Source organism: Scandinavium sp., from assembly GCF_036271055.1.
In the GTDB taxonomy this organism is placed as follows: Bacteria; Pseudomonadota; Gammaproteobacteria; order Enterobacterales; family Enterobacteriaceae; genus Scandinavium.
The window spans coordinates 107445-129520 of the sequence record NZ_DATBBJ010000063.1 but is presented as its reverse complement, the minus strand read 5'-3'; the positions used below and the strand labels follow the sequence as shown (position 1 = coordinate 129520).

General features: G+C 53.1%; 24 protein-coding genes. 16 read left to right on the top strand and 8 right to left on the bottom strand.

Going from position 1 to position 22076, the window contains the following annotated elements; all coding sequences use genetic code 11:
* The first annotated feature begins 1 nt into the window (after position 1).
* From VH187_RS11125 to coaD, 5 genes are all read left to right on the top strand, one after another.
* Positions 2 to 1102: a glycosyltransferase gene (locus VH187_RS11125; RefSeq protein ID WP_329701594.1), complete on the top strand. Its 1101-nt coding sequence runs from the start codon at positions 2 to 4 to the stop codon at positions 1100 to 1102.
* 11 nt (positions 1103 to 1113) lie between these two features.
* Positions 1114 to 2109: a glycosyltransferase gene (locus tag VH187_RS11120; protein WP_329701511.1), complete on the top strand. Its 996-nt coding sequence runs from the start codon at positions 1114 to 1116 to the stop codon at positions 2107 to 2109.
* Between the two features lie 83 nt (positions 2110 to 2192).
* Positions 2193 to 3467, top strand: a complete 1275-nt coding sequence (waaA, locus tag VH187_RS11115; RefSeq protein WP_329701510.1) for a lipid IV(A) 3-deoxy-D-manno-octulosonic acid transferase — start codon at positions 2193 to 2195, stop codon at positions 3465 to 3467.
* Entirely contained in the window at positions 3467 to 4237 is a 771-nt protein-coding gene (locus VH187_RS11110) for a glycosyltransferase family 2 protein (RefSeq protein WP_329701509.1), read from the top strand. The genes waaA and VH187_RS11110 overlap by 1 nt, the downstream gene beginning before the upstream one ends.
* A gap of 3 nt (positions 4238 to 4240) precedes the next feature.
* Positions 4241 to 4720, top strand: a complete 480-nt coding sequence (gene coaD / locus VH187_RS11105; RefSeq protein ID WP_329701508.1) for a pantetheine-phosphate adenylyltransferase — start codon at positions 4241 to 4243, stop codon at positions 4718 to 4720.
* Here coaD and mutM read toward each other — a convergent pair whose 3' ends face one another.
* The 4 genes from mutM to radC form a co-directional block, all read right to left on the bottom strand.
* Positions 4721 to 5530 carry a bifunctional DNA-formamidopyrimidine glycosylase/DNA-(apurinic or apyrimidinic site) lyase gene (gene mutM / locus VH187_RS11100; RefSeq protein ID WP_329701507.1) on the bottom strand — a complete coding sequence of 270 codons (810 nt, stop codon included), beginning with the start codon at positions 5528 to 5530 and terminating at the stop codon, positions 4721 to 4723.
* A gap of 98 nt (positions 5531 to 5628) precedes the next feature.
* Positions 5629 to 5796, bottom strand: coding sequence for a 50S ribosomal protein L33 (rpmG, locus tag VH187_RS11095; RefSeq protein ID WP_003024094.1), 168 nt, complete (start codon positions 5794 to 5796; stop codon positions 5629 to 5631).
* A gap of 20 nt (positions 5797 to 5816) precedes the next feature.
* Complete coding sequence (rpmB, locus tag VH187_RS11090) at positions 5817 to 6053, bottom strand: 50S ribosomal protein L28 (protein ID WP_002436699.1); 237 nt, start codon at positions 6051 to 6053, stop codon at positions 5817 to 5819.
* 204 nt (positions 6054 to 6257) lie between these two features.
* Complete coding sequence (gene radC, locus VH187_RS11085; RefSeq protein WP_329701506.1) at positions 6258 to 6926, bottom strand: RadC family protein; 669 nt, start codon at positions 6924 to 6926, stop codon at positions 6258 to 6260.
* 172 nt (positions 6927 to 7098) lie between these two features.
* Here radC and coaBC point away from each other — a divergent pair, with 172 nt between their 5' ends.
* The 3 genes from coaBC (at position 7099) to slmA (ending at position 9463) form a co-directional block, all read left to right on the top strand.
* The gene (gene coaBC, locus VH187_RS11080) at positions 7099 to 8310 is read left to right on the top strand and encodes a bifunctional phosphopantothenoylcysteine decarboxylase/phosphopantothenate--cysteine ligase CoaBC (protein WP_329701593.1); all 1212 of its coding nucleotides are present in this window, start codon (positions 7099 to 7101) and stop codon (positions 8308 to 8310) included.
* Positions 8288 to 8746, top strand: a complete 459-nt coding sequence (gene dut / locus VH187_RS11075) for a dUTP diphosphatase (RefSeq protein ID WP_329701505.1) — start codon at positions 8288 to 8290, stop codon at positions 8744 to 8746. The genes coaBC and dut overlap by 23 nt, the downstream gene beginning before the upstream one ends.
* Before the next feature lie 120 nt (positions 8747 to 8866).
* The gene (gene slmA / locus VH187_RS11070; protein WP_329701504.1) at positions 8867 to 9463 is read left to right on the top strand and encodes a nucleoid occlusion factor SlmA; all 597 of its coding nucleotides are present in this window, start codon (positions 8867 to 8869) and stop codon (positions 9461 to 9463) included.
* Positions 9464 to 9493: 30 nt separating this feature from the next.
* On the opposite strand, the gene pyrE is transcribed toward slmA, so the two are convergent.
* Together pyrE and rph are read right to left on the bottom strand one after the other, a co-directional pair.
* Complete coding sequence (pyrE, locus tag VH187_RS11065) at positions 9494 to 10135, bottom strand: orotate phosphoribosyltransferase (protein ID WP_329701503.1); 642 nt, start codon at positions 10133 to 10135, stop codon at positions 9494 to 9496.
* 74 nt (positions 10136 to 10209) lie between these two features.
* Positions 10210 to 10926, bottom strand: a complete 717-nt coding sequence (gene rph, locus VH187_RS11060; protein WP_329701502.1) for a ribonuclease PH — start codon at positions 10924 to 10926, stop codon at positions 10210 to 10212.
* A gap of 125 nt (positions 10927 to 11051) precedes the next feature.
* On the opposite strand from rph, the gene VH187_RS11055 reads away from it, so the two are divergent.
* A complete protein-coding gene (locus tag VH187_RS11055) occupies positions 11052 to 11915 on the top strand; it encodes a YicC/YloC family endoribonuclease (RefSeq protein WP_329701501.1) in 864 nt (287 codons plus the stop codon).
* Between the two features lie 31 nt (positions 11916 to 11946).
* Here the strand turns inward: VH187_RS11055 and VH187_RS11050 are convergent, their stop codons facing one another.
* Positions 11947 to 12339, bottom strand: a complete 393-nt coding sequence (locus tag VH187_RS11050; RefSeq protein WP_329701500.1) for a hypothetical protein — start codon at positions 12337 to 12339, stop codon at positions 11947 to 11949.
* A gap of 195 nt (positions 12340 to 12534) precedes the next feature.
* Between VH187_RS11050 and VH187_RS11045 the strand changes: the two genes are divergently transcribed.
* Positions 12535 to 13152, top strand: coding sequence for a trimeric intracellular cation channel family protein (locus tag VH187_RS11045; RefSeq protein WP_329701499.1), 618 nt, complete (start codon positions 12535 to 12537; stop codon positions 13150 to 13152).
* On the opposite strand, the gene ligB is transcribed toward VH187_RS11045, so the two are convergent.
* Positions 13149 to 14828 (bottom strand): NAD-dependent DNA ligase LigB, encoded by a 1680-nt coding sequence (gene ligB, locus VH187_RS11040; RefSeq protein ID WP_329701498.1) that lies wholly within the window; start codon positions 14826 to 14828, stop codon positions 13149 to 13151. The two genes, VH187_RS11045 and ligB, sit on opposite strands and share 4 nt — an antisense overlap.
* 253 nt (positions 14829 to 15081) lie before the next feature.
* On the opposite strand from ligB, the gene gmk reads away from it, so the two are divergent.
* Genes gmk through glpX form a run of 6 tightly spaced genes read left to right on the top strand, consistent with a single transcriptional unit; the run spans position 15082 to position 22001 of the window.
* Positions 15082 to 15705, top strand: coding sequence for a guanylate kinase (gene gmk / locus VH187_RS11035; protein ID WP_159769047.1), 624 nt, complete (start codon positions 15082 to 15084; stop codon positions 15703 to 15705).
* A 53-nt stretch (positions 15706 to 15758) separates the two neighbouring features.
* Positions 15759 to 16034 carry a DNA-directed RNA polymerase subunit omega gene (gene rpoZ / locus VH187_RS11030; RefSeq protein ID WP_329701497.1) on the top strand — a complete coding sequence of 92 codons (276 nt, stop codon included), beginning with the start codon at positions 15759 to 15761 and terminating at the stop codon, positions 16032 to 16034.
* Between the two features lie 19 nt (positions 16035 to 16053).
* Entirely contained in the window at positions 16054 to 18168 is a 2115-nt protein-coding gene (spoT, locus tag VH187_RS11025; RefSeq protein WP_329701496.1) for a bifunctional GTP diphosphokinase/guanosine-3',5'-bis pyrophosphate 3'-pyrophosphohydrolase, read from the top strand.
* 4 nt (positions 18169 to 18172) lie between these two features.
* Entirely contained in the window at positions 18173 to 18862 is a 690-nt protein-coding gene (gene trmH / locus VH187_RS11020) for a tRNA (guanosine(18)-2'-O)-methyltransferase TrmH (protein WP_329701495.1), read from the top strand.
* A gap of 3 nt (positions 18863 to 18865) precedes the next feature.
* Entirely contained in the window at positions 18866 to 20947 is a 2082-nt protein-coding gene (gene recG / locus VH187_RS11015; protein WP_329701494.1) for an ATP-dependent DNA helicase RecG, read from the top strand.
* Positions 20948 to 20990: 43 nt separating this feature from the next.
* A complete protein-coding gene (gene glpX, locus VH187_RS11010) occupies positions 20991 to 22001 on the top strand; it encodes a class II fructose-bisphosphatase (RefSeq protein ID WP_329701493.1) in 1011 nt (336 codons plus the stop codon).
* Positions 22002 to 22076 lie beyond the last annotated feature (75 nt).

Genomic DNA, 22076 nt, shown 5'->3' with positions numbered 1-22076 from the left:
GATGCGCATCCTTATGATTATTGATGGTTTGCCCGGCGGGGGGGCCGAAAAAACGGTACTCACGCTTTCTCGTGGGCTCGTGGAAATGGGGCATCAGGTATCACTGTTTTCGTTGCGCAAGGTGTGTGATTACACCATTCCGGATGGCGTGGATTACCAGATCATTCAGGATACGTGCAAGAAGCCATGGCGTAAGCTCACTGAGCTTTGTCGCAGGGCGCGACTGCTGGACGATGCCATCAATAAAGCACAAGAAACGGGCAAGTTTGACATTGTCTTCTCGCATCTGCATAAAACAGACCGAATCGTCGCTCATACGCGCGCGGTCGATCGCGATAAAATCTGGTATTGCGTCCACGGGATGTTCTCCTTCTCGTATTTACGCAACCGTCGCGGCTTGTCCCGGTGGTTAAAACACGCAAAAATCCGCCACATCTATGAAAATTCGCAGGTTGTCGCTGTTTCCAACGCGGTGCTGCACGATCTCAGACACAATCTGGGCATTCATCTGAAACGCCATGCGGTCATTCATAATCCGTTTGATATCGCGAGTATTCAGCAACTTGCCACCGAACCTTTCGAGTTACAGGGGCAAGAGTACATTATTCATGTCGGCCGCTTCCATGAACATAAGCGCCATGACCGACTGCTGCGTGCCTTCGCGAAAAGCGGCATTCAGACCCAACTGGTGATGATGGGCAATGGCAATCAAAAGCAAATGGAACAGCTGCAAGCGCTGGCTGCTGAGCTCGGTATTGCTGAACGTGTTCAGTTCCGTCATTTCGTGCCGAACCCTTATCCATGGATTAAAAACGCAGGCCAGTTGGTGCTGAGCTCCGATTGTGAAGGGTTTGGCAATGTGCTGGTTGAAGCGATCATTTGCCAGACCCCGGCGGTCAGCACGCGCTGTCCTGGTGGGCCGTCAGAGATCCTGACCGGTGAACTGGCCCGCGGACTGAGCGAAATGAGTGATGACGGACTGGCGACGACGATGCTGGATATCTGGCAAAACCCGCCGTTCATCGACAGCTCCACTATTTCTGCCTATGGCATTGAGGCCATCTGCAAGCAATATATTGCTCTCGCAGACTCAACACGGTAATCAGGTATTTTATGCAACACCCAACCTCACCACTGCTTAGCGTGGTTGTCGCTGTCTACAACGGCGAAAAATTTTTAGAGCAGTTCTTCTCATGCCTGCTCGCGCAGAACATTGACAGCATGGAAGTCATCATCGTTGATGATGGTTCGACAGATAACTCCATGGCGATCGTGGATAAGTGGCGCGAAACATTCCCGCATATGCAGGTCATCGCTCAGCAAAACGGTGGGGTCTCTGCAGCCCGCAATGCTGGCCTTACGGTCGCCACTGGCCAGTATCTCTCGTTTCCGGACATTGATGACTACTTCAAGCCAGGCATGTATCAACGTTTACTGGATATGGCGCTGGCGAACAATCTCGATGTGGTGACCTGTAATGGTCAGTACGTCTGGGAAAATGATAAGAAACCGACCCGTCCTATTTTCCCGGCGGATAAGTTGCAGTCGACGGGCGTCCTGAGCGGCCCCGCCTGGCTGAAACAGGCGCTGGATTCCCGTAAATTCCTGCATGTGACCTGGTTGAATCTGTATCGCCACGATTTTATTCGTCAGCACAATTTCCATTTTGAGCCCGGTCTGCGCCATCAGGACATTCCGTGGACTACTGAAGTGCTGCTGGCCGCTGGACGCGTGCAGTACACCAGCGAGCAGTTCTACGATTACTACATCCATTCGGCGTCTGTCTCACATATGCCCGACAACGATGAGACGTTGATCCGTTCTGCCCGCCATTACATGAAAATTCTGGAAATGCTGGACGCGATTAACCAACGCTACCCGGAACAAGTAAAAGGTATTGCTGCCTGTCACTGGCAGATCGCCAAAGAAGGTCTGGGGATCATTCATACCTTCGACAATATGAAAGATCCGCGTAAAAAGGCGGCGATCGTCCGTGAATTTTTTGATCGCGGCATCTGGAAACTCATCTGGAAGAGTGCGAAAAGCCCGCGTTTGCGCTGGCGTTTAGGCCGTCGCTACTTCCGTTTGAAACGTTATCTGACCGATTGAACGTCCAGAACCCCAAAGGGATAGCTTTAAGCACGGTAAATGCTTAGAATTTGCCCGCCGAAGTATAAAAACGGATAACTCGCTTGGAATTTCTGTATACCGCTTTGCTCTACCTCATTCAGCCGCTGGTCTGGCTGCGATTGTTACTGCGCAGCCGCAAGGCGCCCGCGTACCGTAAACGCTGGGCTGAACGCTATGGCTTTTGTAAAAATAAGGTAGTGCCTGATGGCATACTGCTGCATTCCGTTTCTGTAGGTGAAACACTGGCGGCAATCCCGCTGGTGCGCGCGCTGCGTCATCGTTATCCGTCACTGCCGATTACCGTCACCACCATGACGCCAACCGGTTCAGAGCGGGCGATGTCTGCCTTTGGTAAAGACGTGCAGCATGTCTATCTGCCTTATGATTTGCCCGGCGCCATGAACCGCTTTTTCAACACTACACGGCCAAAACTGGTTATCGTGATGGAAACGGAGCTGTGGCCGAACATGGTCGCGGCATTGCACAAACGCAAAATTCCACTGGTGATTGCCAACGCGCGCCTGTCCGAGCGTTCAGCGAAGGGTTACGGCAAGCTCGGTAAATTCATGCGCCGCCTGCTGAGTGGCATCACCCTGATTGCCGCGCAGAATGAAGAAGACGGAAATCGTTTCCTCTCTTTAGGCCTTAAGCGCAACCAGCTCGCCATCACCGGTAGCCTGAAATTCGATATCTCCGTGACGCCAGAACTGGCGGCGCGTGCCATAACCCTTCGTCGCCAGTGGGCGCCTCGCCGTCAGGTATGGATTGCCACCAGCACCCACGACGGCGAAGAAAAAATCATTCTCGACGCCCATAAAAAGCTGCTGGAACGCTTCCCGGATCTGCTGCTTATTCTGGTCCCGCGCCACCCTGAACGTTTTGCCGATGCCCGTGAACTGGTGCAAAAAGCCGGCATGACATTCACCCTGCGCAGCACGGGCGAAATCCCGTCTGGCAGCACTCAGGTGGTGATTGGCGATACGATGGGCGAACTGATGCTGCTGTACGGAATTGCCGATCTGGCGTTCGTGGGCGGCAGCCTCGTTGAACGCGGCGGGCATAATCCGCTGGAGCCAGCCGCCCATGCGATTCCGGTGTTAATGGGGCCGCACACCTTTAATTTCAAAGACATCTGCGCCAAGCTGCAACAGGATGACGGACTGATCACCGTTACCGATGCCGACACGCTGGTGAAAGAAGTTTCCACGCTACTGACTGATGAAGATTACCGCCTGTGGTACGGCCGCCATGCCGTCGAGGTGCTGCATCAGAACCAGGGCGCGCTTGCCCGTCTGCTACAGTTACTGCAACCCTATCTGCCTCAGCGGAGCCATTAATGCCAATTCGCCTGTCGGTGGTGATGATCGCCAAAAACGCTGCCGATCTGCTACCGGATTGCCTGGCGTCGGTTAAATGGGCTGATGAGATTGTCCTGCTGGATTCCGGCAGCGACGACAACACGGTTGAACTGGCACGCAGCCTTGGCGTACAAGTCCATATCAACACCGACTGGCAGGGTTATGGCGTTCAACGCCAACGTGCACAGGCACTCGCCACTGGCGATTACGTATTGATGATCGACACAGACGAACGCGTTACACCTGAGCTTGAAAAATCCCTTCGTGAAACCCTTTCAGCCCCTGAACCCGGTACTGTCTACAGTATTGCGCGTCGTAACTATTTCCTCGGTCGCTTTATGCGGCATAGTGGCTGGTATCCGGATCGCGTGATGCGTCTTTACGAGCGCAGTCGATGGCAGTACAACGATAATCGTGTTCATGAATCGCTGGAGTGTCGCGATGCAAAAGTCATTGAGCTCAAGGGCGATCTAAAACACCTGACCTGCCGTGATTTTGCTGACTTCCAACGTAAACAGTTGGCCTATGCCACGGCCTGGGCGCAAGAACGCCATCAGAACGGCAAGAAAACGTCCCTGACGGGCATTTTTAGCCACACGGTAGGCGCGCTCATGAAAACGCTGATTCTCCGCGCAGGCTTTTTGGATGGCGCTCAGGGCTGGCTGTTGGCCGTCGTGAATGCACAATATACGTTTAACAAGTACACCGAGCTGTGGGCGCTGAACCGCGGCTTTAGCAAGAAGGCGTGAGTCATGAGCACAAAAGCCATCTATCCAGGCACATTTGACCCTATTACTAACGGTCATATCGACATCGTTACCCGGGCCAGTTACATGTTCGATAAGGTACTGCTCGCGATTGCCGCCAGCCCGAGCAAAAAGCCGATGTTCGATCTCGCGGAGCGCGTAGCACTGGCGGAACAAGCAACATCGCACCTGGCAAACGTGGAAGTGGTGGGATTCAGCGATCTGATGGCGAATTTCGCCCGCGCGCAGCAGGCCAACATTTTGATTCGTGGTTTACGGGCGGTGGCAGATTTTGAATATGAGATGCAGTTGGCGCACATGAATCGCCATCTGATGCCTGAGCTGGAAAGCGTATTCCTGATGCCGTCAAAAGAGTGGTCATTTATCTCTTCATCGCTGGTGAAAGAAGTGGCACGCCACGACGGCGACGTCGCCCACTTCCTGCCTCCGGCCGTCCATCAAGCGCTGATGGACAAACTCAAGTAGTCACTTCTGACAGCGGCGGCAGTAAAATGTCGCCCGCTGTGCATGCTTAGTCGCAATAATTGGCGAACCGCACACCCGGCAAGGCTCATCTTTCCGGCCATACACCTGCAACTCCTGGGCGAAATAACCCGGTTTTCCGTCGCTTTGCAGGAAATCCTTCAGCGTCGTCCCGCCTTGTTCGATAGAACGCAGTAACACAGCCTTGATGACCCGCACCAGCAACTCGCACTCTTGCGCAGAGAGCGATGACGCCAGCCTGTCAGGGTGAATGCCCGCCGCGAACAACGATTCACTGGCATAAATGTTACCCACGCCGACCACCAGCTTGTTGTCCATCAGCCACGGCTTGATCGGCGTTTTCTTTTTCGCACACTTCTCGCGGAAATAGTCCGCGTTAAAAGCGTCGCTCAGAGGCTCTGGCCCGAGATGCGCCAGTACGCTGTGACCTTCCAGCTCTTTGGTCCACAACCATGCACCAAATCGGCGAGGATCGGTATAACGTAGCACTTTGCCGTTACTCATCACCAAATCGACATGGTCGTGCTTCTCCGGAGGGCGTTCCTGCGCGAGGATACGCAAACTGCCAGACATGCCGAGATGAATGATTATCCAGCCGTCGGGCAGTTCCAAAAGCAAGTATTTAGCGCGCCGTTGAACGCTGAGTACGGGTTTGTCGCTGAGACTATGAATTTCCGTGGAAACGGGCCAACGCAGACGGCCATTGCGAACAATTGCGTGCAGAATGGTCTCACCGACCAGATGCGGCTCAATACCGCGGCGGCTGGTTTCAACCTCAGGTAATTCAGGCATGACGTCTCCAAAGACAATGCAGGATGCTTTCTATTATGGGGACGAGCAGAAAACAAAAAACCCCGCCGAAGCGGGGTTTTTGTACAAGGAGACTAAAATTATTTAATTTTAGCTTCTTTGTAAAGTACGTGCTGACGGACAACTGGATCGAACTTTTTCAGTTCCAGTTTTTCCGGCTTAGTACGCTTGTTCTTCGTGGTGGTATAGAAGTGACCAGTACCAGCAGAAGAAACCAGCTTGATTTTCTCACGAATACCTTTAGCCATGATTTAATTCCTCTTAGTACTTAGTACTTTTCGCCACGGGCACGCAGTTCGGACAGAACTGTATCGATGCCTTTCTTGTCAATTACACGCATACCTTTAGCAGATACACGCAGGGTGACAAAGCGCTTCTCGCTCTCAACCCAAAAACGGTGAGAGTGCAGGTTCGGCAGGAAACGGCGCTTAGTCGCGTTCAGTGCGTGGGAACGGTTGTTACCGGTCACCGGACGCTTGCCAGTTACTTGGCAGACTCGGGACATGTCTATTCTCCAAAAATCAAATTAGCTCGAGCTTCGTATAGGGTATTGGCGCCTCGTCAGGCTGCTACAGCCCGGTCTGACGGTTCTAAGTGAACTCGTATAGCCAGGCCCAAATGCCAAACCCGAGATTCTCAAAGGTGGCGTAGTATACGCTGACTCCGCGGTGTGCTCAAGTCCCGAACAGACAAAGATCCCAGTGGATCGCTAAATCCATCCGTGTTCAGCAAAGGAAATCACCTCACCTTTGCCGACAATCAAGTGATCGAGGACGCTTATCTCCATGAAGTTGCAACACTTTATCACTCTTTCCGTGATGATTCTATCCGCTTTACTGGGTTGAGCACTTCCTGAAGGATGATTGTGCGCGAGGATCAGCGCAGCGGCATTCACCTTAATCGCCTCACGCACTATCTCACGGGGATGCACTTCTACATGACTGAGCGTCCCACTGAACAACCGACTGTGCTTCAACACCCTGTTTTGGTTGTCTAAAAAGATAACCATAAATATCTCACGTTCTTCATTTGCCAGCTGACTTTGTAAAAACTCACGGGTGGCATCTGGGCTGCTCAGCGGGTCTTCAAGCATCATCAATTGAAGATTAAAAAAACGTCGGGCAAGTTCAGCAATCCCTTTCAACTGGGCATATTTGGCAATACCAATGCCATCCATCTGAATGAGATCTTCTTCGGATGCCAACAATAAACCGTGCAGCGAACCAAAGTGTTCGAGCAAATAATGCGCAAAGGAGAGCACATCCCGCCGCTGTGTACCCGTGCGTAAAAACAGGGCCAGCAGTTCAACGTCACTCAGCGATTCAATCCCTGTTATTTGCATTTTTTCACGGGGCAAAACCTGTCCATCATCTTCCATGAGCCCTCTCCTTTTGACAAACGCCAGTTTGCCACGCCCTCTCAATCCCGACGACAACACATTTCCACTCTTGCGTAATGCCTCGCAAAGTGGATTTTCCTTAGCAACACGACAACCGAGGGATTGTGATAAAATGGCAGCATTCCGATGTACTTCACAGGAAAGAACCATGATGAGCCTGGCCGGTAAGAAAATCGTTCTTGGCGTCAGCGGCGGTATCGCGGCATACAAAACGCCAGAGCTGGTGCGTCGTTTACGTGAACGAGGCGCAGACGTACGCGTCGCCATGACCGAAGCAGCAAAAGCCTTCATTACGCCATTAAGCCTGCAAGCGGTTTCCGGCTATCCGGTTTCCGACAGTTTGCTCGACCCGGCAGCCGAAGCGGCGATGGGGCATATCGAGCTTGGCAAATGGGCGGATTTGGTTATTTTGGCACCGGCCACTGCCGATCTCATCGCTCGTGTTGCCGCAGGTATGGCGAACGATCTCGTCTCCACAATTTGCCTGGCAACGCCGTCGCCTGTCGCCGTCGTTCCGGCAATGAATCAGCAGATGTATCGGGCAACTGCAACCCAGCACAATCTGGAAACGCTTGCTCAGCGTGGATTATTGCTCTGGGGCCCGGACAGCGGGAGTCAAGCCTGTGGCGATGTCGGTCCAGGTCGTATGTTGGACCCGTTAGTTATTGTTGAAATGGCCGCAACGCATTTTTCGCCTGTCAAAGATCTGCAACATCTCAATATCATGATTACTGCAGGCCCTACCCGGGAACCGTTGGATCCGGTGCGCTACATCACCAATCACAGCTCCGGTAAAATGGGATTCGCGATTGCAGCAGCAGCGGCTAAACGTGGCGCTAACGTCACGTTGGTCAGCGGCCCTGTTACGCTTGTAACACCACCTCTTGTGCAGCGTGTCGATGTTACAACCGCGCTGGAAATGGAAACCGCCGTCCAGAAAGATGTACAACAACACCACATTTTCATCGGTTGCGCGGCCGTTGCAGATTATCGCGCAACCGTAATTTCGGATGAGAAAATCAAAAAGCAAGGCGATGAATTAACGATAAAAATGGTGAAAAACCCGGATATCGTTGCCGGTGTTGCCGCATTGATGACCTCTCGTCCTTATGTCGTAGGGTTTGCCGCAGAAACCCATAATGTGGAAGAATACGCGCAGCAAAAACGCGCCCGCAAGAACCTTGATCTGATTTGCGCGAATGACGTATCGCAAGCTAATCAAGGCTTTAACAGCGACAACAACGCATTACATCTATTCTGGCAGGATGGAGATAAAGTCTTACCGCTTGCGCGAAAGGAACTCCTGGGCCAACTACTACTGGACGAGATCGTTACCCGTTATGATGAAAAAAATCGACATTAAGATTCTGGACCCGCGCGTTGGCGAGCAATTTCCGCTGCCAACTTACGCCACCTCCGGCTCTGCCGGACTTGACCTGCGAGCCTGTCTTGATGACGCCGTAGAATTGGCCCCTGGCGCAACCACGCTGCTGCCCACCGGGCTGGCCATTCACATCGCGGACGCTTCTCTGGCGGCAGTTATACTGCCTCGCTCTGGTCTGGGCCATAAGCATGGCGTGGTGCTCGGCAATCTGGTCGGCCTTATCGATTCAGATTATCAGGGCCAGCTGATGGTTTCCGTCTGGAACCGTGGTCAGCAGAGTTTTACCATTGAGCCGGGCGAACGCATTGCTCAGATGGTGTTTGTTCCTGTCGTTCAGGCAGAATTCAATCTGGTGGAAGAGTTTGACGCCACCGATCGTGGCGAAGGCGGCTTCGGCCATTCAGGACGCAAATAAGCGGTTCTGAAGCAGCATCCTGCAGCGCATTAATGCAATAACATCACCGCAAGCGACAGTTTGCGGTCGCTGTCTGGATGCGTGCCTGGCGAGTGTTTATTTTCAGGGGTATTTGACAACATGGCAGAAAAACAAACCGCGAAAAGGAATCGTCGCGAAGAAATACTTCAATCTCTGGCGCTTATGCTTGAATCCAGTGATGGTAGTCAGCGCATTACTACGGCAAAACTGGCGGCTTCGGTCGGTGTGTCAGAAGCGGCACTTTATCGCCACTTCCCAAGCAAAACCCGGATGTTTGACAGTCTGATTGAGTTCATCGAAGACAGCCTGATCACCCGCATTAATCTGATTTTAAAAGATGAAAAAGACACCAGCGCCCGCCTGCGCCTGATTGTGCTGTTGATCCTCGGTTTCGGTGAACGTAACCCTGGTCTGACGCGTATTCTGACCGGTCATGCCCTGATGTTTGAGCAAGACCGACTACAGGGGCGAATTAATCAGTTGTTCGAGCGTATCGAAGCTCAACTTCGCCAGGTATTACGCGAAAAGAAAATGCGTGAAGGTGAAGGCTACACGATGGATGAAACGTTATTGGCAGGTCAGTTGCTGGCGTTTTGTGAAGGAATGCTCTCCCGCTTTGTACGCAGTGAATTCAAATACTGCCCAACGGAAGATTTTGATGCTCGCTGGCCGCTGGTCGCAGCACAACTGCAATAAGAAAACCGGGCGCGATGCCCGGTTTCGTTTTTATACGCCGAATTCTTCGCGATAAGCGCGAACCGCTGCCAGATGGTCAGCCATTTCAGGCTTCTCTTCCAGGTAAACAATCAGGTCTTTCAGAGTGATAATAGAAATCACCTTGCAGCCATAGTCGCGTTCAACTTCCTGAATTGCAGAGATTTCGCCACGACCCCGCTCCTGGCGGTCCAGCGAAATCAGCACACCCGCAAGTGTCGCGCCATTAGCCTGAATAATTTCCATCGATTCACGGATAGCCGTGCCCGCAGTGATGACATCATCCACAAGCATCACGCGTCCTTCAAGCGGGCTTCCCACCAGATTGCCGCCTTCGCCATGGGTTTTGGCTTCTTTACGGTTAAAGCAGTACGGCACATCACGATCGTGATGGTCAGCCAGCGCAACGGCGGCAGTGGTTGCAATGGGAATGCCTTTATAGGCCGGACCAAACAGCAGATCGAAATCAATGCCAGAATCCACCAACGCCTCAGCGTAGAAGCGGCCTAACAATGCCAAATCACGCCCGGTATTAAACAGCCCGGCATTGAAGAAGTAAGGGCTCTTGCGCCCGGATTTCAGCGTGAACTCGCCGAACTTCAATACCTGCTTGCTAAGCGCAAACTCAATAAACTGGCGCTGATAGGGTTTCATGGATTCGCTCCTCATCTTACTTTGTATTTGCTTTTCTACGGACAAAAAAAAGGGCGACATCGTCGCCCTTAATATCAATTTTCTAATGCCGCTTTCTGCGCCGCTACAATGGATTCGATCCCCCCTCGGGCCAATGCCAGTAGGGTCAGTAGCTCTTCATGGGTGAACGGCTCACCTTCTGCCGTACCCTGCACCTCAATCATGCGGCCATCTTCGGTCATCACCACGTTCATGTCGGTTTCTGCTGCGGAATCTTCAACATACTCCAGATCGCACAGCGCTTCACCGCCAACAATGCCCACGGAAACTGCGGCAACCATTCCTTTCATTGGGTTGGTTTTCAGCTTACCAGCCGCTACCAGCTTGTTCAGCGCATCGGCCAGCGCGACACAAGCACCAGTGATGGAAGCAGTACGTGTACCGCCATCGGCCTGAATAACGTCGCAGTCCAGAGTGATGGTGAATTCGCCCAATGTCTTCAGATCAACAGCCGCACGCAGTGCACGAGCAATCAGACGCTGAATTTCCATGGTACGACCGCCCTGCTTGCCTTTAGCGGCTTCACGGGCGTTACGGGTGTGGGTCGAACGCGGCAGCATGCCGTATTCTGCGGTGATCCAGCCCTGGCCCTGACCTTTCAGAAAGCGCGGAACGCCTTCGTCAATGGAGGCAGTGCACAGCACTTTGGTATCACCGAATTCGACCAGCACGGAGCCTTCAGCGTGTTTGGTGTAGTTACGGGTCAGGGTTACGGGACGCACCTGATGAGCGCTACGGCCTGCTGGACGCATGATGATATCTCCGGCTTAAAACGAATGTGGCTGCGCATTATACGGATTAAACGCGCTTATTCCTATCATGAGAAAGCCCCGCTAGCTATAATCCCCCCATCTCTCCTTTAAAAACAGGAACGTCTATGATCCGCAGTATGACCGCCTACGCCCGTCGTGAAATAAAAGGTGAATGGGGCAGTGCCGCGTGGGAACTGCGCTCGGTAAACCAGCGTTATCTCGAAACCTACTTCCGCATGCCGGAACAGTTCCGTAGCCTGGAGCCCGTCGTCCGTGAGCGTATTCGTAACCGTCTGACCCGTGGCAAGGTCGAGTGTACGCTGCGTTTTGAACAAGACCCGAGCGCGCAAGGCGAGCTTATCCTCAACGAAAACCTGGCAAAACAGCTGGTCAACGCGGCCAACTGGGTAAAAATGCAGAGCGACGAAGGTGAAATTAACCCGGTCGACATTTTGCGCTGGCCAGGCGTAATGGCAGCACAAGAACAAGATCTCGATGCCATTACCACTGAAATTCTCTCAGCCCTTGATGGCGCACTGGATGATTTCATCGTTGCCCGCGAAACCGAAGGTCAGGCACTGAAAACGCTTATCGAACAGCGTCTTGATGGCGTCAGCGCCGAAGTCGTTAAGGTTCGCACCCACATGCCTGAAATTCTGCTGTGGCAGCGTGAGCGTCTGGTTGCCAAACTTGAAGATGCCCAGGTCCAGCTTGAGAATAACCGTCTTGAGCAGGAACTGGTGATGATGGCTCAGCGTATCGACGTCGCAGAAGAACTGGATCGCCTGGAAGCCCATGTGAAAGAGACGTGGAATATCCTGAAGAAGAAAGAAGCCGTTGGCCGTCGTCTCGACTTCATGATGCAGGAGTTCAACCGCGAATCAAACACCCTGGCCTCTAAATCTATCAACAGTGAAGTCACCACTTCAGCGATTGAGCTGAAGGTGTTGATTGAGCAGATGCGCGAGCAGATCCAGAATATCGAGTAAGCCTTTGAAGCCCGGTGCTCCGGGCTTTTTGCTATTGCGTCATCGCCAAAAACTGCTCAGCTGTAATCAGCCCCATTTTCTCCAGTTGAATTGCCACTGCGCGCGTTGAACGTTCGAACTTCTCGCTTAACGCCTCGACAGTTTCATCTCCCTGGTAGCCTTGTTCGAGCAATAGCTTTTCTGCTTCCGTCCACGGGAAATAAGCATTCGCGGGTCGGCCCTCGGCTCTATTTTTTAACTGACGCTCTTCAACGGTCAGTTTGCTCTTCTTCTGTTTTTCGGGCTCCAGAGTCAGTTCATCAGCGACGGCAAACAGCATTCTTATGACGTCAGGCCGATGAGCCACAGACCCTGGAGCCAATACTTCCCCTGTATCCGGATGCACACCATTTGCCAGTACCTTTAGCATTGCGGAAAAACTCATCGTTTTTTGCTCCATCAACATTTAGTAAATGACATACTTTTTCTAATCCATTTATCATTATGAAAAACGAAAAACCCAGCCATAAAATAAATATAGGATTAGAAAAACTAATTCATTTCAATTCACCTTAGAAAATCTCAATCGTTATCTTCTATGCAAATCGTTAACCTGCCGTCCTCATTTGCGAGGGCAATTATGCTGCTACATATTCTCTACCTGGTTGGGATCACCGCCGAAGCGATGACAGGCGCGCTTGCCGCTGGGCGTCGCCGGATGGATACCTTTGGTGTGATCATCATTGCGACCGCCACCGCACTTGGCGGCGGTTCTGTGCGCGATATTCTTCTTGGTCACTATCCGCTCGGTTGGGTTAAGCATCCCGAGTATGTGATCATTGTGGCTGTTGCTGCGGTTCTCACCACCATTCTGGCCCCGGTAATGCCTCATCTGCGCCGTTTGTTTCTGGTACTCGACGCCCTCGGACTGGTGGTTTTCTCTATCATCGGCGCACAGATTGCGCTGGATATGGGAGAAGGCCCGGTGATTGCCTCCATTGCTGCAGTAGTGACTGGCGTGTTCGGCGGCGTATTGCGCGATATGTTCTGTAAACGCATCCCGCTGGTATTTCAGAAAGAATTGTATGCAGGAGTCTCTTTCGCCTCCGCTGTGCTCTACATCGCGTTGCAGCACTACGTTAGCAGCCACGATGTGGTGGTGATTGCGACGCTGCTGTTTGGCTTTACGATGCGCATGTTGGCGCTTCGCCTGAAGTTGGGTCTGCCGGTGTTTCATTACAAACACAACGCTCATTAAGCCTTAAACCCGGCGATACCCTGCATGGCAAGCCACTGAGCCAGCTTGACCACATGCGGATCTGCCAGCCAACGCAGCAGTTGGCTGGTTTTGGTTTTACCGGTCATCGGCAGTTTTTGCCATTCCTCTGGGTCCATCATCAAAAGTTTCTCCCACGTATATCCCGACAGCGCTGCTATTGCTTTTTGATTGAGCGGAATGCCCAACGCCAGCAACCATTGCCTGAATGGCTGCTGTTTCGCCAAATCAAACTTATGCCAGAGCAGACGAGCCCTGTCGGGCGAGATACCCGGTGTTTGCCGAAGTTGTGCTTCGCTCAACGTCAGCCAGGAAAAGAGATGTTCGAAACGGTGCGTTTCATGCAGTAGTCGCCAAAGCGCCTCACCCACACCGTCCACATGCAATTGCTGACCCACCCAAGCTAACCGGGCCAAAAACTGTGGCTGGCACTCTTCTGAGGCCCAATAGCAGGTCATGAAATTGAAAGTTCCTTGCGGCGGTTTGGGTTTGGCTCGGTCCATCGTTCGCCAAGCCACATTGTCAACGCGCGGGATCCCTTGCCCGGCAAGACTGATACTAAGCCGATCGCCAGCGACAATGTCCCATTCTTTCAGGCGGTTGAGCGAACCGATGTTCACCCGCCGAACCTGTTTATCATCCAGCAAAACAGGCTCCAGCAATGCCACAACTGCCACTTTCCCGGTGCGACCGACACTGAATTCAATAGATTTAACCTCAGCGATTTGTGTCACAGGTGGATATTTCCATGCCGCAACCCACGTCCCTTCGCCCGGCAACCAGTGACGCGCTTCTGGCTCTTTTGCTGTGCGCACCACCACACCATCAGTCGCAAAAGGTAATGGCGAGCTAAACCAGCGTTGACGCTGAGCGGTGACGTCGGAGATATCCTTCACAGGATGTGAATACTCCGCTACCAGAGGAAACCCTGCGTCATGCAGTAAGGTCAACCGCTGAGACATTTGGGCAGGGCCATCCGGCCAGGCCCAGATAAACACAGCTAACTCATCAAGCAGCGCTGAATCCGCTTTGCGCAGCATGGCGCCTGCGACTTTAGAACGGGCATTCATACCACCCATTTGCTGTTGAACATGCCCTTCTTGCAGAAGAAATAGCTCTCCTTGTAATACGCTATTGGCGAGCAAGCCCTGAACGGTTTTGGGGATTGCGGGGATCTGACGGACTTTATCCGTCCAGTCCTCCCCGGCGAGCCCATTTCCTCTACTGATTGCCTGAGTCAGTTTCCCGTTGCGGTAGACTAACGTGATCGCCACACCATCCACTTTCGGTTGAACCCATAAATCCGTTTTACCGTTCATCCATTGAGAAACCGCAAAACTGTCTTTGAGTTTGCGGACCCCCGTATGTGCAACAGGGTGAACAACCGTGCCGTTAAGTCTGGGGACATCTGACTCTTCGGCATCTTTGCTGAAACAGTGCTGCCACTGTTTTAACTGTGCATTGAGCTGATCGAATTCGTCATCGCTGACTTCGCTGCTGCCCGACTGCCAGTAAGCCTTATTCCATTCGTCTATTTGCGCTCGCAAACGCGTAATTTCCTGACCTGCCCGGGCATCCGACCATTCAGGGCAACTCCCCTGCGCAGTGAATGTCAGCGAAGCCAGTAGCAGTAGTAAAATCCCTCTTATCCTTGTCATATCTCTTCTCCTGCCCAATTACGGCTGTTTGTAACGTGAAGGCAGTTGGCAAGCGAGGCGGTATTTTCCGGATTGCGAGAAGCGTTCAGAGGAATCAGCGTTGTTGCTGCAACAGGCAGAAAAATCGGGAAAGCAGCACGCAAAAAGGAAGAAACTCATGCAAAAAGTGTGACAAAGACTACGTCACGCAGCGGCGACGTGTATAATAGGCTCGTATGTAGACTTTCTTTCGACTCACATACACAAGACTCTCATGGCTCAAGGCACGCTTTATATTGTTTCTGCCCCTAGTGGCGCGGGTAAATCCAGCCTGATTCAGGCATTACTGAAAACCCAACCGTTGTACGACACCCAGGTTTCTGTTTCACACACCACGCGCGCGCCGCGTCCGGGTGAAGTTCACGGTGAGCACTATTTCTTTGTCGATCATGCTGAATTTAAAACGATGATTGGCCGGGATGCGTTTCTTGAGCACGCCGAAGTTTTTGGAAATTATTACGGAACTTCGCGTGAAACCATTGAGCAGGTTCTGAAAAGCGGCGTAGATGTGTTTCTTGATATCGACTGGCAAGGCGCGCAGCAAATCCGCAAAGCCATGCCAGAGTCGCGTAGTATCTTTATTCTTCCACCGTCGAAAGACGAACTTGACCGCCGTCTGCGTGGTCGTGGCCAGGATAGCGAAGAAGTCATCGCCAAACGTATGGCGCAAGCTGTAGCGGAAATGAGCCACTACGCTGAATACAACTATCTGATTGTGAACGATGATTTTGATACCGCCCTTGGCGATTTGAAAACCATCATTCGCGCTGAACGTCTGCGCATGAGCCGTCAAAAGCAACGCCATGACGCTTTAATCAGCAAACTATTGGCAGACTGAACCCACATTCAGTATCATGCCCAGTCATTTCGTCATCTGTGGAGCTCTTAAATATGGCACGCGTAACTGTTCAGGACGCTGTAGAAAAAATTGGTAACCGTTTTGACCTGGTACTGGTCGCCGCGCGTCGCGCTCGTCAGATGCAGGTAGGCGGAAAAGATCCGCTGGTACCAGAAGAAAACGATAAAACCACCGTTATCGCGCTGCGCGAAATCGAAGATGGTCTGATCAACAATCAGATCCTCGATGTGCGTGATCGCCAGGAGCAGCAAGAGCAGGAAGCCGCAGAACTGCAGGCCGTAACCGCCATTGCTGAAGGTCGTCGTTAATTAACTCTGCGGGTCGCCCTTGTATCTGTTTGAGAGCCTGAATCAGCTGATTCAAACTTACCTGCCAGAAGACCAGATTAAGCGTCTTCAGCAGGCTTATCTCGTTGCACGTGATGCTCACGAGGGACAGACACGTTCAAGCGGTGAACCCTACATCACGCACCCGGTAGCCGTTGCCTGCATTCTGGCCGAGATGAAACTCGACTATGAAACGCTGATGGCAGCACTCCTGCATGATGTGATTGAAGATACCCCCGCCACCTACCAGGATATGGAGCAGCTGTTTGGTAAAAGCGTTGCTGAACTGGTAGAAGGGGTCTCTAAGCTTGATAAACTCAAGTTTCGCGATAAGAAAGAAGCCCAGGCCGAAAACTTTCGCAAGATGATTATGGCGATGGTGCAGGATATCCGCGTCATACTCATCAAACTTGCTGACCGCACCCATAACATGCGTACACTGGGCTCTCTTCGCCCGGACAAACGCCGCCGCATCGCTCGCGAAACGCTGGAAATTTACAGCCCATTAGCACACCGCTTAGGTATCCATCACATCAAAACCGAGCTTGAAGAGCTGGGCTTTGAAGCGTTGTATCCCAACCGCTATCGCGTGATTAAAGAAGTGGTTAAAGCCGCTCGTGGCAACCGTAAAGAGATGATTCAGAAGATCCTTTCTGAAATCGACGGGCGTTTACAGGAAGCCGGCATTCCGTGCCGCGTCAGTGGTCGCGAAAAACATCTCTACTCCATCTACTGCAAAATGGTGCTCAAAGAGCAGCGTTTTCACTCGATCATGGATATCTACGCTTTTCGCGTGATCGTGCAAGATTTCGACACCTGCTATCGCGTTCTGGGGCAGATGCACAGCCTGTACAAACCGCGTCCGGGCCGAGTTAAAGACTACATCGCCATTCCGAAAGCGAACGGCTATCAGTCTTTGCATACGTCCATGATTGGTCCACACGGCGTGCCGGTTGAGGTACAGATTCGTACCGAAGATATGGACGTCATGGCCGAGATGGGTGTTGCCGCTCATTGGGCATACAAAGAGAACGGCGAGAGCAGCACAACCGCGCAAATCCGCGCTCAGCGCTGGATGCAAAGTCTGCTTGAATTGCAGCAGAGTGCCGGTAGTTCGTTTGAATTTATCGAGAGCGTAAAATCTGATCTCTTCCCGGATGAGATTTATGTTTTCACGCCAGAAGGTCGTATCGTCGAACTTCCGGCAGGCGCAACGCCAGTCGACTTCGCCTACGCAGTACATACCGATATCGGACATGCCTGCGTCGGTGCGCGTGTCGACAGACAACCCTATCCACTGTCACAGCCGCTCACCAGTGGGCAGACGGTGGAAATCATTACTGCACCGGGCGCTCGCCCGAATGCCGCGTGGCTGAACTTTGTTGTCAGTTCCAAAGCACGCGCAAGAATTCGCCAGTTGCTGAAAAACCTTAAGCGCGATGACTCCGTAAGTCTTGGTCGCCGCCTGCTAAATCATGCCCTTGGTGGTAGCCGCAAACTCGCTGAAATCCCGCAGGAAAGCATTCACCGCGAGCTGGTTCGCATGAAACTTGCGACCCTTGACGATCTGCTGGCTGAAATCGGTCTCGGCAACGCCATGAGCGTCGTTGTGGCGAAAAACCTGCAACAGGGTGAAGCCGGTGCTGCGCAACAGCCTGCACCATCAGGCCATGGTCATCTGCCGATTAAAGGCGCCGATGGCGTGTTGATCACCTTCGCCAAGTGCTGTCGTCCAATTCCAGGCGATCCGATCATCGCCCACGTCAGTCCAGGCAAAGGGCTGGTAATCCACCATGAGTCGTGCCGAAATATTCGCGGTTACCAGAAAGAGCCGGAAAAATTCATGGCCGTGGAGTGGGATAAAGAGACGGAACAGGAATTTATCACCGAAATTAAGGTAGATATGTTCAACCATCAGGGTGCGTTGGCCAATCTTACCGCCGCGATCAACACCGCCTCGTCCAACATTCAGAGCCTGAATACGGAAGAGAAAGATGGTCGAGTCTACAGCGCCTTCATTCGTCTGACGACACGCGATCGCGTCCATCTGGCCAATATCATGCGCAAGATTCGCGTTATGCCGGATGTGATTAAAGTCACCCGTAACCGAAATTAGTGTTATGAATTCACAGCGTTACGCACGTATCTGTGAGATGCTCGCCAGGCGTCAGCCTGATCTGACGGTCTGCATGGAAGAGGTCCATAAGCCTCATAACGTCTCGGCGATTGTCCGCACGGCCGATGCCGTTGGCGTTCACGAAGTCCATGCCGTTTGGCCGGGAACCCGCATGCGCACCATGGCGTCAACCGCCGCTGGCAGCAACAGTTGGGTGCAGGTCAAAACCCACCCAACCATTTCTGAAGCTGTTTCCACGCTGAAAAGCCGTGGCATGCAAATCCTTGCGACACATCTCTCTGAAAAAGCAGTCGATTTCCGCGATATCGATTACACACGCCCGACCTGCATTCTGATGGGGCAGGAGAAAACCGGCATCACTCAGGAAGCATTAGCCCTCGCCGACCAGGACATCATTATTCCGATGACCGGCATGGTGCAGTCGCTGAACGTTTCCGTCGCTTCGGCACTCATTCTCTATGAAGCCCAGCGCCAGCGACAAAATGCCGGAATGTATCAGCGTGAAATCAGTATGCTTCCGGCAGACGAGCAGCAACGGCTGCTTTTCGAGGGCGGTTATCCGGTACTTGCGCACGTTGCGAAGCGAAAAAAATTGCCTTATCCGCACGTTAACGATCGTGGTGAGATCGAGGCTGATGCAGCCTGGTGGTCTACCATGCAGGCGGCGAAGTAAGCGATGAAAGGGCGTTTGCTGGATGCCGTGCCGCTGAGTGCGCTTACTGGCGTTGGCGCGGCGCAGACCAGTAAACTCGCGAAAATTGGCCTGCATAACGTGCAAGATTTGCTGCTGCACCTGCCGCTGCGCTACGAAGATCGAACCCAACTTTACCCCATTAATGACCTTTTACCTGGCATCTATGCCACGGTAGAAGGCGAAGTGCTCAGCAGCAATATCACCTTCGGCGGCCGCCGAATGATGACCTGCCAGATTAGCGATGGCACTGGCATCCTCACCATGCGTTTTTTCAACTTCAACGCCGCGATGAAAAACAGCCTAGCGACGGGCCGCCGTGTGCTGGCCTACGGTGAAGCCAAACGCGGAAAGTATGGCGCGGAAATGATCCACCCGGAATACCGCGTGCAGGGCGATATGAGCGAGCCGGCGTTGCAGGAAACGCTGACGCCGGTCTATCCGACCACCGAAGGCGTACGCCAGGCCACGCTGCGCAAGCTGACCGATCAGGCGCTGGATTTACTCGACACCTGCGCGATTGCCGAATTACTGCCTCCTGAACTGGCACAAGGCTTGATGAGCCTGCCGGAAGCGCTCCGGACCTTGCATCGCCCGCCACCAACATTGCAGCTTACTGATTTAGAAACGGGTCAACACCCTGCGCAGCGCCGCCTGATTATGGAAGAGTTGCTGGCACATAACCTGAGCATGCTGGCACTTCGCGCGGGTGCACAGCGCTATCACGCCGAACCACTCGACGTAAAAGATGAGCTGAAAAATGATCTGTTAGCTGCGCTGCCATTCAAACCAACCGGCGCACAGGCCCGCGTGGTGGCTGAGATCGAAAAAGACATGGCGCAGGACATTCCGATGATGCGCCTTGTTCAGGGTGATGTTGGCTCCGGTAAAACGCTGGTTGCCGCCCTCGCCGCACTTCGCGCTATCGCCCACGGTAAGCAGGTTGGGTTAATGGCGCCGACCGAACTGCTGGCCGAACAGCACGCCAATAATTTCCGCAGCTGGTTTGAACCGCTGGGTATTGAAGTGGGCTGGCTGGCCGGTAAACAGAAAGGCAAAGCGCGTCTGGCACAGCAGGAAGCCATCGCCAGCGGTCAGGTGCAAATGGTGGTCGGTACACACGCTATTTTCCAGGAACAGGTGCAGTTTAACGGTCTTGCGTTGGTGATTATCGACGAACAGCACCGTTTCGGCGTCCACCAGCGACTGGCATTGTGGGAAAAAGGCCAGCAACAGGGTTTTCACCCGCATCAGTTGATCATGACCGCAACACCCATTCCGCGCACGTTGGCGATGACCGCCTATGCCGATCTCGACACCTCCGTTATTGATGAACTGCCGCCGGGCCGTACACCGGTCACGACCGTCGCTATCGGCGACACACGCCGCAACGAAATTATCGAACGCGTGCGTAACGCCTGCACACAGGAAGGCCGTCAGGCGTACTGGGTTTGCACGCTGATTGAAGAGTCCGATTTACTGGAAGCGCAGGCGGCAGAAGCCACCTGGGAAGAGCTGAAAATCGCACTCCCTGAACTGAATATCGGCCTGGTCCACGGGCGCATGAAATCTGCTGAAAAGCAGGCGGTGATGCAGGCTTTCAAGCAAGGCGAACTGCACTTACTCATCGCCACCACGGTGATTGAGGTGGGTGTGGACGTTCCCAATGCCAGCCTGATGATTATCGAAAATCCAGAGCGCCTCGGCCTGGCGCAGCTGCATCAGTTGCGCGGTCGCGTTGGGCGTGGCGCGGTCGCTTCGCACTGTGTACTACTCTATAAAGCACCGCTGTCGAAAACAGCGCAAAAACGCTTACAGGTGCTGCGCGACAGCAGCGACGGTTTCGTGATTGCGCAAAAAGATTTAGAAATCCGTGGCCCCGGCGAGCTGCTCGGCACTCGCCAGACGGGAGCCGCCGAATTTAAAGTCGCTGACCTAATGCGTGATCAAGCCATGATCCCCGACGTTCAGCGCATTGCTCGCCATATTCATGATAAATATCCGCAACAGGCGCAGGCGTTAATTGAGCGCTGGATGCCGGAAACCGAACGTTATTCCAACGCGTAGCTGTTTGCTGCGCGCCATTTTTAGCTTCCAAAACGAGTGTGCTATGAGACGAGAACTTGCCATCGAATTTTCGCGTGTGACCGAGGCCGCCGCGCTTGCGGGTTACAAATGGTTGGGCCGGGGTGATAAAAATATCGCCGACGGCGCAGCGGTGAACGCCATGCGCATCATGCTCAACAAGGTCAATATCGACGGCACTATCGTGATTGGCGAGGGCGAAATCGACGAAGCGCCGATGCTGTTTATCGGCGAGCAGGTCGGCACTGGCGAAGGCGACGCGGTTGATATCGCTGTCGATCCCATCGAAGGCACCCGCATGACCGCAATGGGCCAGGCCAACGCGCTGGCAGTATTAGCGGTCGGCGACAAAGGCTGCTTCCTGAACGCGCCAGATATGTACATGGAAAAGCTGATTGTTGGCCCGGGCGCAAAAGGCGCTATCGACCTCAATCTGCCGCTGGAAACCAATTTGCGCAACGTCGCCATTGCGTTGGGCAAACCGCTGACAGAACTTACCGTCACGATTCTCGCCAAACCACGCCATGACCAGGTGATTGCCGATATGCAAAAACTTGGTGTGCGTGTGTTCGCGATCCCTGATGGTGACGTTGCGGCATCAATTCTCACCTGCATGCCAGACAGTGAAGTAGACGTGCTGTACGGGATCGGCGGCGCGCCGGAAGGCGTGGTGTCAGCTGCGGTTATTCGCGCACTGGACGGTGATATGCACGGACGTCTGTTGGCGCGTCACGATGTAAAAGGCGACTCACCTGAAAACCGCCGCATTGGCGAAAACGAACTTGAACGCTGCGCGGCGATGGGTATCGAGGCGGGTAAAGTGCTGCGTCTTGATGAGATGGCTAAGAGCGATAACGTCATTTTCTCCGCAACAGGCATCACCAAAGGCGACCTGCTCGACGGCATTACCCGTAAAGGGAATATCGCCACCACCGAAACGCTGATGATCCGCGGTAAATCACGCACCATCCGTCGTATTCAGTCGATTCACTATCTCGACCGTAAAGATCCGGAAATCCAGCTACACATTCTCTGATTTATTTGATCAATAGAGCTTTCCAGCCTCCCGGGGCTGGAAATCTTTGCCTCGGGTAGCGAAGATAGGTTTATC

What these genes read in the sequence shown, in the direction of transcription:
- VH187_RS11125 (WP_329701594.1), top strand. Translation starts at nt 2, where the DNA reads ATGCGCATCCTTATGATTATTGATGGTTTGCCCGGCGGGGGGGCCGAA.
- VH187_RS11120 (WP_329701511.1), top strand. Translation starts at nt 1,114, where the DNA reads ATGCAACACCCAACCTCACCACTGCTTAGCGTGGTTGTCGCTGTCTAC.
- VH187_RS11110 (WP_329701509.1), top strand. Translation starts at nt 3,467, where the DNA reads ATGCCAATTCGCCTGTCGGTGGTGATGATCGCCAAAAACGCTGCCGAT.
- coaD (WP_329701508.1), top strand. Translation starts at nt 4,241, where the DNA reads ATGAGCACAAAAGCCATCTATCCAGGCACATTTGACCCTATTACTAAC.
- mutM (WP_329701507.1), bottom strand. Translation starts at nt 5,530, where the DNA reads ATGCCTGAATTACCTGAGGTTGAAACCAGCCGCCGCGGTATTGAGCCG.
- rpmG (WP_003024094.1), bottom strand. Translation starts at nt 5,796, where the DNA reads ATGGCTAAAGGTATTCGTGAGAAAATCAAGCTGGTTTCTTCTGCTGGT.
- rpmB (WP_002436699.1), bottom strand. Translation starts at nt 6,053, where the DNA reads ATGTCCCGAGTCTGCCAAGTAACTGGCAAGCGTCCGGTGACCGGTAAC.
- radC (WP_329701506.1), bottom strand. Translation starts at nt 6,926, where the DNA reads ATGGAAGATGATGGACAGGTTTTGCCCCGTGAAAAAATGCAAATAACA.
- coaBC (WP_329701593.1), top strand. Translation starts at nt 7,099, where the DNA reads ATGAGCCTGGCCGGTAAGAAAATCGTTCTTGGCGTCAGCGGCGGTATC.
- dut (WP_329701505.1), top strand. Translation starts at nt 8,288, where the DNA reads ATGATGAAAAAAATCGACATTAAGATTCTGGACCCGCGCGTTGGCGAG.
- slmA (WP_329701504.1), top strand. Translation starts at nt 8,867, where the DNA reads ATGGCAGAAAAACAAACCGCGAAAAGGAATCGTCGCGAAGAAATACTT.
- pyrE (WP_329701503.1), bottom strand. Translation starts at nt 10,135, where the DNA reads ATGAAACCCTATCAGCGCCAGTTTATTGAGTTTGCGCTTAGCAAGCAG.
- rph (WP_329701502.1), bottom strand. Translation starts at nt 10,926, where the DNA reads ATGCGTCCAGCAGGCCGTAGCGCTCATCAGGTGCGTCCCGTAACCCTG.
- VH187_RS11055 (WP_329701501.1), top strand. Translation starts at nt 11,052, where the DNA reads ATGATCCGCAGTATGACCGCCTACGCCCGTCGTGAAATAAAAGGTGAA.
- VH187_RS11050 (WP_329701500.1), bottom strand. Translation starts at nt 12,339, where the DNA reads ATGAGTTTTTCCGCAATGCTAAAGGTACTGGCAAATGGTGTGCATCCG.
- VH187_RS11045 (WP_329701499.1), top strand. Translation starts at nt 12,535, where the DNA reads ATGCTGCTACATATTCTCTACCTGGTTGGGATCACCGCCGAAGCGATG.
- ligB (WP_329701498.1), bottom strand. Translation starts at nt 14,828, where the DNA reads ATGACAAGGATAAGAGGGATTTTACTACTGCTACTGGCTTCGCTGACA.
- gmk (WP_159769047.1), top strand. Translation starts at nt 15,082, where the DNA reads ATGGCTCAAGGCACGCTTTATATTGTTTCTGCCCCTAGTGGCGCGGGT.
- rpoZ (WP_329701497.1), top strand. Translation starts at nt 15,759, where the DNA reads ATGGCACGCGTAACTGTTCAGGACGCTGTAGAAAAAATTGGTAACCGT.
- trmH (WP_329701495.1), top strand. Translation starts at nt 18,173, where the DNA reads ATGAATTCACAGCGTTACGCACGTATCTGTGAGATGCTCGCCAGGCGT.
- recG (WP_329701494.1), top strand. Translation starts at nt 18,866, where the DNA reads ATGAAAGGGCGTTTGCTGGATGCCGTGCCGCTGAGTGCGCTTACTGGC.
- glpX (WP_329701493.1), top strand. Translation starts at nt 20,991, where the DNA reads ATGAGACGAGAACTTGCCATCGAATTTTCGCGTGTGACCGAGGCCGCC.